The organism is Mesorhizobium sp. B2-3-11 (assembly GCF_006442215.1).
In the GTDB taxonomy this organism is placed as follows: domain Bacteria; phylum Pseudomonadota; class Alphaproteobacteria; order Rhizobiales; family Rhizobiaceae; genus Mesorhizobium; species Mesorhizobium salmacidum.
This window is the reverse complement of sequence record NZ_VFVS01000006.1, coordinates 1-14,785: the sequence shown is the minus strand read 5'-3', so window position 1 is coordinate 14,785 and position 14,785 is coordinate 1. Positions and strand designations below refer to the sequence as shown.

Genomic DNA, 14,785 nt, shown 5'->3' with positions numbered 1-14,785 from the left:
CATATGAAGCAACTTCCCAGGATTCTCGCAGCGGCGGCGGTTTCGCTGGCGTTCGCCCTTCCGGCCTATGCCGACACGACGCTGACGGTTCATTACCCGATGCCCGGCTTCTTCAAGAACGTGATGGACACGATCTCGAAGAAGTTCATGGAAGAAAATCCTGAAATCAAGATCCAGTTCGCCAGCCCGTCCGCCACCTACGAGGAAGGCATCCAGACCATCCTTCGCCAGGCCGGCACCGACGAAATGCCCGACATCACCTTCATCGGACTCAACCGCCTGCGGATGCTCAACGAACGCGATGTTGCCGTCGATCTTGGCCCGCTGGTCAAGAAGGATGGCAACATGGCGGAGCTCGGCTTCTCCGACACGATCCTGAAGTTGGCGCAGGTCAACGGCAAGCAGGTCGGCCTCGCCTTCGCCACCTCGAACCCCATCATGTACTACAATGCCGACCTGGTGAAAGCCGCCGGCGGCGATCCGGACAATCCGCCCAAGACCTGGGACGAGGTGATCGCGCTCGGCGGCAAGATCAAGGCGCTCGGCAATGGCGTCGACGGCATCGATTTCCGCTGGCAGGGCGACGACTGGATGTTTTCGGCGCTGCTGTTCGGCGCTGGCGGAAAGATGCTGAACGAGGACGAAAGCAAGGTCGCCTTCAACGGGCCGGAGGGCGAGAAGGCAATGGAAATCCTGCAGCGGATGGTGAAGGAGGGCGGCATGCCGGTCTTCACCAAGCCGGCGGGCGAGCAGGCTTTCGCGGCCGGCAAAGTCGGCTTCGAGTTCCAGACCACCGGCGCCCTGGTCAACACCATCAAGAATGTCGGTGACAAGTTCACGCTGCGCACGGCCAAGATCCCGCTGATCGATCCAATCAACGGCCATCTTCCGACCGGCGGCAACGCCGTGGTCATCCTGACCAAGGATGCGGCAAAGCAGGACGCCGCCTGGAAGTTCGCGAAATTCGCCGCTGGTCCTTACGGCGCGTCGGTCGTCGTGCCCGGCACGGGCTATGTCCCCAACAATGAGCTCGCGGCGAAATCGCCGGAATATCTCGGCGATTTCTACAAGAAGAACCCGCTCTTCCAGGCCGGGCTCAGCCAGATGCCGCGGATGATACCGTGGTATGCTTTCCCGGGCACCAACGGTGTGAAGGTGACGCAGACCATCGTCGACAACCTGTCGCGGATCGTCGACCAGTCGGCGACCCCGAAGGAAGCGCTCACTGACGCGGCAAGCGATGTCGAAGGCATGCTGCCGACGCAGTAAGGGCTGTGCAGGGTATCGCCGCGCCAATGGCGCGGCGGTCCCGGGCGATCAAACCGGCCGGTAGACACGCTCCGCCGTGTTCCAGAAGATATCCGCCTCGGCGGCCGCACCATGCTTTGCCACGGCATCGCGATGCGCCATGATCAACTCGGCGTGGCTGGTCCAGAGTTTCTCGATGGGGAAGTTCGAGCCGAACATCAGGCGATCCGCGCCTAATATCTCGATCGCGTTGTCGACGATATAGCCGATCAGCGCCGGGTCGTTGCGGTGGACGAAGGTGCCCAGACCGGACAGCTTGGCGTAGAAGTTCGGCGCCGCCGACAGCGTGCGCAGGCCGGCCTTCCAGGCTTCGGTGGTTTCCGCGTCCATGCCGGTCAGCATGCCGGCGTGGGTGAGGATGAAATTGGTCTCTGGATTTTCTCCGACCAGCGTCAGCCCGTCTTTCATCTGGGCGGGAAAGAGCTGCAGGTCGAAGGACAGGCCGTAGTCTTTCAGCCGAGCGACATTGGCGCGTACTTTTGGATCGATGACCTGATCGGCCGAGGCAGCGAAGCGGAAGGCCGGCGTCTCGTGCCAATGCAGTTGCATGCGCACGCCGCGCAGCAGCGGATACTTTTTCAAGCGGTCGATCTGGGGCCTGATATCGTCCACCGTCATGTCGGTGTAGCCGACGATGGCGTGCGGCCAGCCTGTCTCGTCGGCCGTTTTCTGCAGGAAGGCGACTTCCTTTTCGAAATCCTCCTTGGCCCAGTTGGTCTGGACATAGACGGCCTTCTCGACACCCGAACCCTGCTGGTCGGCGAGAAACTCCTCGATCGGATAATCGCGGCGGATCGGCTCGTAGGGGCCGAAGATGCGCGGCACCATCGGCCCGACCAGCCAGGGCTGATCCTGCTGGCGCCAGATGTGGAAATGCGCGTCGATGACTTTCTGCATCACGATACCCTTTTCCAGAGTGTCGCCGCCCGTGGGGCGGGGCGGGCGAGCGACAGGATGAAATCGGTGAGGCTGTTCACCGACGAGCCGTCCACCAGATCGTCGAGCACTGGCAGGATAGCGCGAAGCGCCGCCGTTGCCGGCTGGAAGCGCGGGTCGCCGGCCAGAGGTGTCGCCAGCGACAGCCGGAAGGCGCGGGCGCTCAGCCGGCGCATCGCCGTCTCCAGTTCGGCATGGTCGCCGCGCTCCAGCGCGTCCGAGAGGATGACCACTGCCGCACCGCGCGCGAAGGACGAAAAGCGCGGCACCGACAGAAAAGCCAGCAGCGTCGGTCCCATGCGGGTGCCGCCGTCCCAGTCGTCGACCTGGGCGGCCGCGCGCGCCAGCGCCTGGTCGCAGTCGCTGATGCGCAATGCTGATGTGATGCGGGTCAGACGCGTGCCGAAGGTGAAGATTTCCGCCCGGTCAGCGCCCTGCGCGGCGGCATGCGCGAGCTTGAGGTAGTCAGCCGTGTGAAGCTTCATCGAGCCTGAGACGTCGATGAGGATCAGCAGCTTGCGCGGCACTGTCTGGCGGCGGCGCAACAAGGGCGAGGGGATATCGCCATCGGCGCTGACGATTTCCCTGAGCGAGCGGCGCAGGTCGAGCTTGCCGCGCGAATGAGTGCGCACCATGCGGAAGGAGCGGCGCGCGGGCAAGGCGCTCGACAGTCGGCGGCGAAAGACGGTCAGCCTGTCGCCGTCGCGCTGGAAGTCGCGGCTGCTCAACTGCTCCAGCGCCGAGGAAAGCTCACCGCCTTCCTGTCGCTCCTCGGCCTCGATCCGCTCGTCGTCGGCGCCGCCATCATCCTTGATGCGGGTTTCCTCGTCGGCGTCGCCTTCCACCACGGCTGATGTGTCGCCATAAAAATGGCTCTGGAAATGCGCCTCGAATTCGTCGCGACGGTCAGGTGGCGGCGCCAGGGTGGCCAGTGCTGCTTCGCGGATATCCGCCATCGAGCGTGGTCCAAGCAATGTCACCGCCTGCATGAAGCCGGAGACTTGTTCGGGGGCGATGGCGAAACCGTAGCGACGCAGCAGCCGGGCGAAGCCGAGGAAGGGTGCGGCGGCACGGGGCAAGCTTGTTTCGCCCCGTTTACGGGGAGAGGATGCCGGCGGGCAGGTGAGGGGCGGCGCCACCTTCTGCCCATCATGGCGCTGCCCCTCATCCGCCCCTTCGGGGCACCTTCTCCCCGTGAACGGGGAGAAGGGATCGTTGAGGTCACGGCTCACGCCAGCGCCTCCTCGACGATGCTGCCAAGCTCGGGCGCGATGTAGGAGAGGTCTTCCTCGTCTTTGATCAGCACGCCGATGGCGCGGCGGAAGGCTTCCGGCCACGGGCTGCCGCCTTTTTCAAGAATGGTGGCCGCGTTCGCCCATTCGACCGCCTCGGCGATGCCGGGGGGTTTGGCCAGCGGGCGAGCTCGGATGGTCTGCACCGCTGTCGCCACGGCGCGTGCGGTGGCCTGCGCGACATTGCCGGCGCGCAGCATGATGATGGCGGCCTCGCGTTCGGCGTCGGGATAGCCGATCCAGTGATAGACGCAGCGGCGACGCAGCGCCTCGGCAAGTTCGCGGGTGCGGTTCGAGGTCAGGATGACGATTGGCTGTGCCTCGGCGCGGATGGTGCCGCGCTCGGGAATGCTGATCTGGAAGTCGGACAGGAATTCCAGCAGCAGCGCCTCGAATTCATGGTCCGAGCGGTCGATCTCATCGACCAAAAGCACGCGTTGCTGCGGCGCCTTCAACACCTGCAGCAGCGGCCGGGCAATGAGGAAACGGTCGTCATAGATGTCGATCTCATGCTCGCCGGCATGGCGGATGGCGAGCAGTTGGCGCTGATAATTCCACTCATAGAGCGCGTGCGCGGCGTCGATGCCTTCGTAACATTGCAGACGCACCAGATCTCGGCCGATCAGTTCGGCGATCGCCTTGGCAGCTTCCGTCTTGCCGACGCCCGGCGCGCCTTCGAGCAGCAGCGGCTTGCCGAGCCGGATGGCAAGGAAGATGGCGGTGGCGAGGCTGTCGTCGGCCAGATAGCGCGAGGCGGCGAGATGCTGTGCCACCGCCTCCGGCGAGGTCGCGACAGTCTCGGTGTTCACATCGGGCATTCTCAGCACTCAGTTGGAAGCCTGCGCCTTCAGCGCGCGCAAAATGCGCTCGGGCGTGATCGGCAGCGTGTCGATGCGCACGCCGACGGCGTCGAAGACGGCATTGGCAACCGCTGGTATTTGCGGGTTGGCGCACATTTCGCCTGGCCCCTTGGCGCCATACGGTCCGTCGGCCGAGGGACGCTCCAGCACGATGATCTCGGTCTCGGCGAGGTCGCCGGGGCCAGGCATCAGATACTGGTTGAAGTCGGTGCCGCCATGGTCGCGGTTGGGATAATAGGGCTCGGTCGTTTCGTAAAGCGCGTGGCTGATGCCCATCCAGGAGCCGCCGACCAGCTGCTGCTCGACCATTTTCGGGTTCAGCGCGCGGCCAATCTCGAAGACGTTCTTGACGGTGAGCACCGTGACTTCGCCGGTCTCGTCGTCGACCTCGACTTCTGCGACCGTGCAGGCATGAGCGTAGCAGGTCGATGGCTTCATCGCGCCGGTTTCCTTCTCCGGATAGGAGCGCGGGATCAAAAACATGCCGCGGCCGGAGATCGAGCGGCCGCGCTTGAAATGCGCCGACAGCGCGACATCGAAGATCGAGATGGATTTCTGCGGCGCGCCCTTGACCAGCACGTTGCCCTGGCCGTCGGTTTCGAGGTCTGACGCGTTCACCTCCAGCTCTTCGGCCGCCACTTCCAGCATCACCTGGCGGGCTTCCCTGGCGGCCTGGATGACGGCATTGCCGGCGCGGTGGGTGCCGCGCGAGGCGAAGGTGCCCATGCAATGCGGGCCGGTATCGGTGTCGGCGGTGTCGACAACGACGCGGTCGGTCGGTACGCCGATCGTCTCTGCGCAGATCTGCGCCATGATCTGCTTCATGCCCTGGCCGAGATCGACCGACGACAGCGTCACCATGAAATTGCCGGTCGGGGTCGAATGCACCAGCGCCTGGGTCGGGTCGCCGCCAAGGTTCATGCCGGTGGGATAGTTGATCGCGGCGACGCCGCGTCCGCGCCTGATCGCCATCTCAAGCTCCGTTCTTGTAGGAGGACATCGCCATGTATTTCTCCGCGACCGGCCAGTTGGCGACGCGCGAGGCTTCCTGCATGCACTCGATCAGCCCCGCGCCCTCCGTCGGCTGGCGATGCGCCTTCATGTCGCCGTCGCGATAGGCGTTGATGAAACGGAATTCGAGCGGGTCCATGCCGATCAGCCGGGCCAGCTTGTCCATCTGCACCTCCAGCGCGAAGTCGCCGATGGTGACGCCGAAGCCGCGCATGGCCGATGACGGCGTGCGGTTGGTATAAACGCAGTAGGTGTCGATCCAGACATTCGGGATGGTGTAGGGACCGGGATAATGGCCCGCCCCCTTCTGCGCGCCATAGGGCGAGTGGCGGGAGTAGGCGCCGGCATCGGTGTAGCCTGTGACTTTCCGCGCGACGATACGGCCGTCCTTCATGACGCCGTCCTTGATGACGACTTTTTCGGCCGCGCGGGGCGATGAAATCTGCATCTCCTCCTCGCGGCTGTAGATAAAACAGACCGGTCGCCCGGTTAATTTTGCGCCGAGGATGGCGATCGGCTCGACGATGACATCGACCTTGCCGCCGAAACCGCCGCCGACAGTGCCGCCGACGAAATGCAGCTTGCTGCCCGGCATCTGCAGGATGATCGATGTGTTGTCGAGGGTGAAGAACATCGCCTGCGTGTTGGTGTAGCAGGTGAAGCGGTCATTGCCTTCAGGCGCCACCACGCAGCCGGTGGTCTCGGTCGGCGCGTGCTCGATCGGCGAGGACTGATAGCTTTGCTCCAGCACGTGATCGGCTTGAGCAAAGCCCGCCTCGACATCGCCGAAGCGCACCTTGCGGCACGCGCCGCTGTCATAGAGGTAATAGTTCTGGCCGTGATATTCGTTGACGATGGGCGCGCCGGGCTTCAGTGCTTCTTCCATGTCGAAGACGGCGGGCAGCACCTCATAGTCGACCTTGACCTTGGCGGCCGCTTCCTGGGCGGCACGCTCGGTTTCGGCCAGCACCGCCACCACGGCCTCGCCCTTCCAGCGCACCTTGCCGTCGGCCAGCACCGTCTCGTCCTCCGGTCCGACCTGGATGAGGATCAGGATGGTGTAGACATTGTGCGGCACGTCCTTGGCCGTCAGCACCTTGATAACGCCTGGGTGTTTTTTGGCCTCGGAGGTGTCGATCGAGCGGATGCGGGCATGGTGGTGCGGGCTGCGCACCATCTTGAGGTGCAGCATGCCGGGGAAATTACGGTCGGCGAAATAGGCGGTTCTGCCGGTGACGTGGCCGGGCGAATCCGAGCGTGGCCGGGGCTGGCCGATCTCGTGCAGATCGTCCTTGCGGACATCGGCGAAGTAGCTCTTGCGCAGTTCCATTCTTTGGTCCCTCAAGCCGCGTTCTGCGAATTGGCGCGGGCGGCGGCGAGCACCGCCTGGATGATCGGCTCGTAGCCGGTGCAACGGCAGACGTTCCCAGACAGCGCCTCGACGACGTCCTCGCGGCTGGGATTGGGGGTGTGGTCGAGCAGCACCTTGGCCGCCATGATCATGCCCGGCGTGCAGAAGCCGCATTGGGTAGCGAATGTGTCGAGAAAAGCCCGTTGCAGCGGGTGCAGCACGCCGCCTTCGGCAAGGCCCGACGTGGTGGTGATCGTTGCACCATTGCAGGTCTCGGCCAGCGTCAGGCAGGAGAGCCTCAACTCGCCGTCGATAATAACGGAGCAGGCGCCGCACGTGCCCTGGTGGCAGCCGCCCTTCGGCGAGGTGTCGCCAATCTTGTCGCGCAAGGCATTGAGCAACGTCGTGGCGCTGTCGATGAATTCGGCCTTTTCAGACCCGTTGAGCGTGAATTGAACCGGAACCTTTGCCATTCTTCCTCCTTGCGCGCCTGCCCCGCAGGGCAAGCGTGCGCCCCCCACGTGTGATTAGCTGAGCAACAGCCTGCCGAGATGGACCGGCAGGACTTCAGCGCGATACCAGGCGCTGGCGATGGGATCGGTGATGGGCGCGGTGCCTTTGGTGGCGGCGGCCAGCGCTGCCGCGACGCCGTCCGGATCGAGCGTCCTGCCGAGCAGCGCCTTTTCCGCTGCCTTGGCACGCATCGGCCGATCGGCCATGCAGCTGAGCGCGATCCGCGCCGAGGACACGGTCCCGTCTTCAGCCTGTTCCAGAACGACCGCGATGCTGAGCACCGCGACCCCCTTGGGCTTGACCCGCGACACTTTGAGGAAGCGGAAGCTGTCAGCCTTCGTGAAACTGACCGACGTGACGATGGCGCGACTATCGTCCCGTCCGGCCAGGAAGGTCTCGATGGGCGTTTCGCCCTCATCGGTGCCGACCGTAGCATCGAGCGCCAGCAGGGCGACGGCGAAATCACCATAGGGCGCCGGCGCGAACAGATTGCCGCCGACGGTCGCCATGTTACGGATCGCCGGGCCGCCGACTGCGCGGGCGGCCTTGGCAAGGGTGCCGAGTTCCGGATGGCCGCCGATCTCCGCCATGGTCACCGAGGCGCCGATGCGGACCTTACCGCCGCTGACCGCGATGGCCGACAGCGCCGGGTCGGTCGACCTGACAAGGCCGGAGACCGAGACATCGCCTTCATTGGCCGCGCGGACCACGAGTGTACCCCCGCCGAGATAGCGCGTGCCGGCGGACTTCAGGGCGGCATCCGCGTCCTTCACCGTCGAGAATGTCTGCAATGCCAGCGCCATGGCCCGCTCCTTCAGCTCTGGCCGGCGAAATGGCTCTTCAATGCATTGAAGCCGCCTTGAAAAACATTGGTACCCATGCCCTCGGCCAGCTTGTCGGCTTCCTCCGGGGCCGCGTCGAAGCTGGCGGTCCATTCGGCATAGGTGCGGTTGCCGTCGGTGACGCGCCTGAGCTGCAGCGTCGCCTTGTGGTTGGTGAGCGGCTGCGGTGTTTCCAGGATGGAATAGCTGACCAGGAAATCGTCATCCGAAAAATCGACCAGTTTTTCGCGCAGGCGGGCGCCGCTGGCGAGCTGGAAGTTGCGCACGCAGCCAATCGTGGTGGAATCCTCGCCGTCTTCGATATGGCTTTCGACCATGCGCGGATGCCAGCCCGGCAGGCCGTTGAAGTCGCGTATGCGCGCCCAAACCTTTTCGACCGGCGCGTCGATGACGCTGGAGACGGTGACTTTCGCCATAAAATGTTCCCTTCCGAATGATCGTTGCGGCAAGGGTAGGGCGCCAGAGCGGGCAGCGTTTATCAATGCGTCTTGAGCGTGTATCAACCAGTCTGAAAAACAGATGGCTGCCGGTTCAGGCCGTCGCCCGCGCGGCCTCGCGGTAGAGCGTCGGCGGCACTCCGACATGATCGCGGAAGAAGCGCGAGAAATTGCCTTGCGTGGTGAAGCCGAGATTGCAGGCGACAGAGATCAGCGGCTCCCGCGACCATTGCAGCTGCCGCACCGCTTCCTCCATGCGCAGCGTGTTCCAGTAGACGTTGGGCGTCAGATTGGTCTGTTCCTTGAACAAGGCGAAGAAATGCGGCCTGGACAGGCCAACGGCGCGGGCGACGTCATCGAAGGAGATCCGCTCGCAGACATTGGCCTTCATCAGCTGGATCGCCTTGCGGACGCGGAAATCCTGCATCGTGTTTATGCGGCCGCGCGCCTCCTGCGGTGCCGAAGCGTCGGCGGCATCGAGCACTGAGTCGATGAAGCGCTCGATCTCGTAATTGGCGACATCGTCGACGCTTTCATTGTCGGTGAGATGGTCGAGCAGGCTGGCGGCGGCCTGGTGCAGCCATGGTTCGAGCGCGATCGCCGCCTGCGAGAACAGCGGCGCGCTGGATGGCAGGTCGCGGCGCCGGCGCGCCCAGTCCGGGTCGATGTAGAAGGCCAGGAACAGGCCCGGCCTGCCATCCTGGGACAGGACGTGGCTATGCGGCTGGAGCGAGTTGATGCCGGCGGCGGTGCCCGGGCCGAGGCGGACCGTCTCGCGGCCGATTGTCATCTCGCCGGCGGTGCCTTCGAGCCAGATGATCAGATGTGCCTCGACATGGGCATGGGTGACGAAGTCGCTCGCGACATTCAGGACAGAGACATGTCCGAACCGGCCCCAGTAGAGCCTGATCGCTTCCGTCATGGGTATATCCTCCCGCAAGCGACTGGCCTCCCTTCGCCTGCAGGAGGATTGTGCGGCTGAGGGCTGGCTCGCGTCAAGCTACGGGCCCGGGGCGTGCGCTCGCAAGGGTTCTTGGCGACGGATTTTCAGACTGAGCGATAGGAGGCGAAAGGAATAGCGCTCCAGCGCGGTGTTCCAGCGGAGTGAGGCGTTGGTATTCCCTGGAACACCCCTCATCCGACCTCGCTTCGCGAGGCCACCTTCCCCCACAAGGGGGGGAAGGTGGATGCAGCGCTAATCGCTGCGCCTGAAATTGCGGATGCGGTCGAACAAAACCGCCAGCAGGATGGCGCCGCCGATGAAGGTGCCTTGCCAGAAGGCGTTGATGCCAAGCAGGCCAAGGCTGTTGCGGATCACCTCGATGAGGGCAGCACCGACGATGGCGCCAAAGGCGGTGCCGACGCCGCCGGCGAGATTGGCGCCACCGATGACGGTGGCGGCGATCACTTGCAGTTCCATGCCGTTGCCGAGATTGGTGGTGACGGCGCCGAGCCAGCCGGTCTCGATGATGCCGGCAATGCCGGCCGACAGCGCCGAGATCATGTAGACGGCGACCTTGATCTGGCGCACCGGCACGCCGGTCAGCGTCGCGGCGTGCTCGTTGCCGCCAATGGCGAAAATATGGCGGCCGAACTTCGTCCAGCGCAGGATGAAACCGGTGATCAGCGCCAGCAGGATCATGTAGAGCACCGGATTGGCGATGCCGAACACCCAGGCGCCGCCGCCAAGCGCCAGCAGCTTGTCGTGGTCCGGCCCGAACTGGAAGACGACGGTGTTGTTGGAGGCGACCATGGCGAGGCTGCGGGCGATCGACAGCATACCGAGCGTCACTACGAAGGGCGGAAAGCCCAGATAGGCGATAAAAATGCCGTTGAAGGCGCCGATGACGAGCGCGGTGGCGATCGAAGCCAGAATGCCGATCTCGATCGAATAGCCGGCATGCATGGTGACGGCCAGCACCATCGAGCACAGGCACAGCACCGAGCCGACCGACAAATCGATGCCGCCGGTGATGATGACGAAAGTCATGCCGAGCGCGACGATGGCGACGAAGGTGATGTTGCGGGTGATGTTGTAGAGGTTCTTCGAGGTGGCGAAGGCGTCGGTGGCGAAGGACAGGAAAATACAGGCCAGGATGACGGCGATCACCACCCAGAAAGTCTGGCTGGAGAACAGGCGCGACAGGAAGCTGTGCTGCTTCTGCGCGATCGTCTGGTCAAGGGTGACTGCCATTATAGACCTTTCCTGCGCTTCCGATGCGCGGTGAAATCCGGGGTCGCCATTGTCATGCCACCTGCTCGATGGCGCCGGTGATCAGCCCGGTGACTTCCTCGGGCGAACTCAACGCGATCGCCTTGTCGGCGACCTTCCTGCCGCGCCGCATGACGATGACGCGGTCGGCGACGTCGAAGACGTCGGGCATACGGTGGCTGATCAGCACTACCGCGATGCCCTGGTCGCGCAGATGACGGATGAGGTTCAGCACTTCGGCCACCTGCCGCACCGAGATCGCCGCCGTCGGCTCGTCCATCAGCACGATCTTGGCCTGCGACAGCATGGTGCGGGCGATCGCCACCGCCTGGCGCTGGCCGCCCGACATCTGCTTGACGAGGTCGCGCGGGCGGGTCTCGGACTTCAACTCGGCGAAGATCTGACCGGCGCGCTTGTACATCGCGGCATAGTCGAGGATGCGGAACGGGCCGACGCCACGGCGCAATTCGCGCCCGAGATAGACATTGGCCGCCGCCGTCAGATTGTTACAGAGCGCCAGGTCCTGGTGGACGATCTCGATGCCGTGCTGGCGCGCCTCGACCGGCTTGTGCAGGATCAGTTCCTTGTCATCCATCCGCATCGTGCCGTGGCTCGGCCGGAAGTTGCCGGCTATCATCTTGACCAGCGTCGACTTGCCGGCGCCATTGTCGCCCATCAGGCCGACAACCTGGCCCGGTTCGATCGACAGCGACACGTCGTTGACCGCCTGGATGGCGCCGAAATGCTTCGAGATGTTGGTGAGTTCGAGAACCGCCACCCGTCTTTGCCTCCCATGCCTGGCCCATCCGCACGCGGACAGGCGACAGCTTCCGTTGGCTTTCCCCAGCTCCTCCCGGGGACAGCGATGCGGTCATTTACGCGAATGGCGTCGCGGGCGTCAATTGTCGAACAGGCAATTGTCAGACGAATAGTGCCGTGCGAATTTTGAAAAATCCGTTTTGTAGGACAAATAGCATTGACGTTGGCGGCAAGCCGTTATTAGTTGAGCGTCGGAGGAGGACATGCCGGCTTTGACGACGCCCTCGGCGGCGCCAGCGGTAAGAAGGTTTTGGCGATCATGCAGCGTCGTCGCTGGGAGGGTCGCATCTGAAAATGCTTATCGGCCCGGCCGGATTGAATGGGCGCACGCGTCTCAGTCATCTCGCATCCTGGCTGGTTTGTGTGGCGGGCACGCCGTGTCCGTCTGGTTGCAAAGGGAGGACTGACATGAGGAAAACAGTATTGCTCGCCGCCGTCGCCGCCATGGCGTTAGGCGCCGGGCCGGCTTTGGCCAAGAAGCAGCTCGTCATCGTGGTGAAAGGTCTCGACAATCCATTCTTCGAAGCCATCCACCAGGGCTGCGAGAAATGGAACAAGGAAAACGCCAGCTCGGAATATGAATGCTTCTACACCGGCCCGGCATCGACTTCCGACGAGGCCGGCGAGGCGCAGATCGTGCAGGATATGCTGAGCAAGGCCGACACGGTGGCGATGGCGATCTCGCCGTCCAACGCACCACTGATCGCACAGACGATCAAGAGCGCCAATCCGTCGATCCCGATCATGACCGTCGACGCCGACCTCGCCAAGGAAGACGCGGCACTGCGCAAGACCTATCTCGGCACCGACAACTACCTGATGGGCAAGAAGATCGGCGAGTACATCAAGAAGGCCAAGCCGAATGGTGGCACGATCTGCACCATCGAGGGCAATCCGGCGGCCGACAACATCTTGCGTCGCGCGCAAGGCATGCGCGACGCGCTGACGGGCAAGGAAGGCCTCACGGCACTTGCCGGCGAAGGCGGCTGGACGGAAGTCGCCGGCTGCCCGGTGTTCACCAATGACGATGGCGCCAAGGGCGTTCAGGCGATGACCGACATCCTCGCCGCCAACCCCAAGCTCGACGCGTTCGGCATCATGGGCGGCTGGCCGCTGTTCGGTGCGCCGCAGCCCTATCGCGACCTGGTCAAACCGCTCAAGGACCGGCTGGCCAAGAACGACTTCGTCATCGGCGCCGCCGACACGATCGGCGACGAGGTGGCGATCGCCAGGGACGGCCTTGTCACCGCGCTGGTCGGCCAGCGGCCCTTCGAAATGGGCTACAAGGCACCATCGGTGATGATCGACTTGGTCGAAGGCAAGAAGGTTGACGATCCGGTCTTCACCGGTCTTGACGAATGCACCAAGGACACGGTCGACACCTGCATCCAGAAGTAGGCCGCGATTTCGGGGCGCTCGCCAACGAGCGCCCCGTTTCCTCAATTCTTCAACAGGACGCCATGGTTGGGGCAATCGGGCCCCGGCTTTGACGCGTCAGTGGTTTGGATTTTCGGCAACGGGATCGGTGCGCCGCGCGGGTTCGGATCAATCCGGGTGACTGGCGGCCGACCTATTGGAACGTGGATGCCGGACGAGAAGGCAAAGAAAAAAACCGGCCGGGCCAAGGCGCAAGCCAGCCACGACCCGGCAGCCATGCGCAGGGCGGATGCGGCGCACTTTCCCGGGTCCAGCGTCCATGCCTCGCTCGCCAGCGAGATTGGCCTCAGGATCGTACGCGGCGACTATCCGCCTGGCAGCATCCTGCCCAATGAGGCCAAATGGGCCGAAACCTTCAATGTCAGCCGTTCGGCGGTGCGCGAGGCGATCAAGATGCTGATGGCCAAGAGCCTTTTGGCGTCGCGGCCAAAGATCGGCAGTTGGGTCGAGCCGAAGGAGCGCTGGAACCTGCTCGACCGCGACGTGCTGGCCTGGTACGCGACCGCGCCGGATCGCGAAGCGTTCCTTCGCACCGTGCAGGAATTTCGCCACATCATCGAACCGGAAGCATCCGCCTTTGCCGCCATGCGGCGCAGCGACGAGCAGATGGCCGAGATCAGCCTGGCCTGCCGCGAGATGGGCGAGGCGGCCAACCTGCCCGAGCGCATCCGCGCCGACACGCGCTTCCACCTCGCCATCCTGCGGGCCTCGGGCAACGACCTTCTGGTGCCGCTCGGCGTGTTGATCGAATCGGCGCTCGACCATCTCTTCGTCTTCACCACGCGCCAGGTTGGCGATCAGCGGCGGGCACAGAAACTGCACGAGGCGATCGAGAAGAGCATCCGCCTGCAGCGGCCCGCGGCGGCGCGCAACGCCGTGCACAAGCTGCTTGCCGACACCGATGAGGGGATCGGAAGGGGCCGGCGGTAAGGCCCGCCGGCGGTCCGGGTCTCAGATCGTCTGCTTCTTTCCGTCCTTCATTGGCATCAGGTCGACGCCATTCACTTTGGCGATGTGCGTGGCCAGCATCGGCACGAACTGCTCGGCCGGACCGGTTGCGTGGGCGCCGGCGAAGGAGTTCTTGGTGGCGTTGCCGAGCGGGTTGGCGATGCCGGCCGCACCGGCCATCGATTCCAGATAGGTCAGGTCCTTGAAGGCGTTGGCGATGGTGAATTTGTGGGCGTCGCGGTCGCCTTCCAGCGTCCAGCGCATGAACGTCTGGTAGAAGCCGCAATCCATGCGGCCGTTGCGGATGACGCTGTCGAAACGCGGCGGCGAGATGCCGACCTTCTCCGCCAGGGCCAATGCCTCGGAGTAGATCGCGGCATAGCCCAGCGAGATGAAATTGTTGAGCAGCTTCATGCGGTGGCCGTCACCGGTGTCGCCGATATGGACGATGCGGCCGGCCCAGGTGTCGATCACCGGCTTGACCCTGGCGAAGACGGCGTCGGGCGCGCCGACCATGGCGTCGAGCGTGCCTTCCCAGGCTTCCTTCGGAGTGCGGCTGAGCGGCGCGTCGACATAGTCGACGCCAAGCGCGTTGAGTTCTGCGGCAAGTGCAACCGTCGAGACCGGATCTGAGGTGGAGCAGTCGACGACGACCGACCCCTTCTTCAACCCCTCCTTGAGGCCGCCGGGACCGCGAATAATGGCCTCCACCTCGCGCGAGCCGGTGACGCAGATGAAGACGATATCGGATGCCGACGCCACGACGCGTGAGGTCCATGCCACCTGGGCGCCTCCGCCGCGACAGACATCCGCCGGTTT

15 protein-coding genes are annotated in these 14,785 nt (G+C 64.2%); 3 read left to right on the top strand and 12 right to left on the bottom strand.

Translation table 11 applies throughout. The annotated features are described in order from the left end of the window. The first annotated feature begins 3 nt into the window (after nt 1–3). Entirely contained in the window at nt 4–1,269 is a 1,266-nt protein-coding gene (locus FJ960_RS10200; RefSeq protein WP_140713626.1) for an ABC transporter substrate-binding protein, read from the top strand. Nucleotides 1,270–1,317: 48 nt separating this feature from the next. Here FJ960_RS10200 and FJ960_RS10195 read toward each other — a convergent pair whose 3' ends face one another. From FJ960_RS10195 to FJ960_RS10145, 11 genes are all read right to left on the bottom strand, one after another. Next, entirely contained in the window at nt 1,318–2,205 is an 888-nt protein-coding gene (locus FJ960_RS10195) for an amidohydrolase (protein WP_181174198.1), read from the bottom strand. After that, on the bottom strand, nt 2,205–3,323 hold the full coding sequence (locus tag FJ960_RS10190) for a VWA domain-containing protein (protein ID WP_246672695.1): 1,119 nt from the start codon (nt 3,321–3,323) through the stop codon (nt 2,205–2,207). Before FJ960_RS10190 ends, FJ960_RS10195 begins: the two co-directional genes overlap by 1 nt. A 149-nt stretch (nt 3,324–3,472) precedes the next feature. Continuing rightward, on the bottom strand, nt 3,473–4,354 hold the full coding sequence (locus FJ960_RS10185; RefSeq protein WP_140713622.1) for a MoxR family ATPase: 882 nt from the start codon (nt 4,352–4,354) through the stop codon (nt 3,473–3,475). Between the two features lie 9 nt (nt 4,355–4,363). Further along, nucleotides 4,364–5,368: a molybdopterin cofactor-binding domain-containing protein gene (locus FJ960_RS30155; RefSeq protein WP_140502306.1), complete on the bottom strand. Its 1,005-nt coding sequence runs from the start codon at nt 5,366–5,368 to the stop codon at nt 4,364–4,366. A 1-nt stretch (nt 5,369) separates the two neighbouring features. Further along, nucleotides 5,370–6,737 (bottom strand): xanthine dehydrogenase family protein molybdopterin-binding subunit, encoded by a 1,368-nt coding sequence (locus FJ960_RS30150; protein ID WP_140713620.1) that lies wholly within the window; start codon nt 6,735–6,737, stop codon nt 5,370–5,372. Between the two features lie 11 nt (nt 6,738–6,748). Next, complete coding sequence (locus FJ960_RS10170; RefSeq protein ID WP_140713618.1) at nt 6,749–7,231, bottom strand: (2Fe-2S)-binding protein; 483 nt, start codon at nt 7,229–7,231, stop codon at nt 6,749–6,751. A 54-nt stretch (nt 7,232–7,285) separates the two neighbouring features. Next, nucleotides 7,286–8,074 (bottom strand): FAD binding domain-containing protein, encoded by a 789-nt coding sequence (locus tag FJ960_RS10165; RefSeq protein WP_140713617.1) that lies wholly within the window; start codon nt 8,072–8,074, stop codon nt 7,286–7,288. A gap of 11 nt (nt 8,075–8,085) precedes the next feature. Next, nucleotides 8,086–8,529 carry an SRPBCC family protein gene (locus tag FJ960_RS10160; RefSeq protein ID WP_140713615.1) on the bottom strand — a complete coding sequence of 148 codons (444 nt, stop codon included), beginning with the start codon at nt 8,527–8,529 and terminating at the stop codon, nt 8,086–8,088. Between the two features lie 115 nt (nt 8,530–8,644). Continuing rightward, complete coding sequence (locus tag FJ960_RS10155; protein WP_140713613.1) at nt 8,645–9,472, bottom strand: AraC family transcriptional regulator; 828 nt, start codon at nt 9,470–9,472, stop codon at nt 8,645–8,647. A gap of 273 nt (nt 9,473–9,745) precedes the next feature. Beyond that, nucleotides 9,746–10,744 (bottom strand): ABC transporter permease, encoded by a 999-nt coding sequence (locus FJ960_RS10150; RefSeq protein ID WP_140502312.1) that lies wholly within the window; start codon nt 10,742–10,744, stop codon nt 9,746–9,748. 52 nt (nt 10,745–10,796) lie between these two features. Next, the gene (locus tag FJ960_RS10145) at nt 10,797–11,540 is read right to left on the bottom strand and encodes an ATP-binding cassette domain-containing protein (protein WP_027141547.1); all 744 of its coding nucleotides are present in this window, start codon (nt 11,538–11,540) and stop codon (nt 10,797–10,799) included. 449 nt (nt 11,541–11,989) lie between these two features. Between FJ960_RS10145 and FJ960_RS10140 the strand changes: the two genes are divergently transcribed. Then, nucleotides 11,990–12,979: a sugar-binding protein gene (locus FJ960_RS10140; protein WP_140502314.1), complete on the top strand. Its 990-nt coding sequence runs from the start codon at nt 11,990–11,992 to the stop codon at nt 12,977–12,979. 186 nt (nt 12,980–13,165) lie between these two features. Next, nucleotides 13,166–13,948, top strand: a complete 783-nt coding sequence (locus FJ960_RS10135) for a FadR/GntR family transcriptional regulator (RefSeq protein WP_140713611.1) — start codon at nt 13,166–13,168, stop codon at nt 13,946–13,948. Nucleotides 13,949–13,969: 21 nt separating this feature from the next. Here FJ960_RS10135 and FJ960_RS10130 read toward each other — a convergent pair. Next, nucleotides 13,970–14,785, bottom strand: an 816-nt coding sequence (locus FJ960_RS10130) for an NAD(P)-dependent oxidoreductase (RefSeq protein WP_140713609.1), incomplete at its 5' end; no start/stop codon positions are given.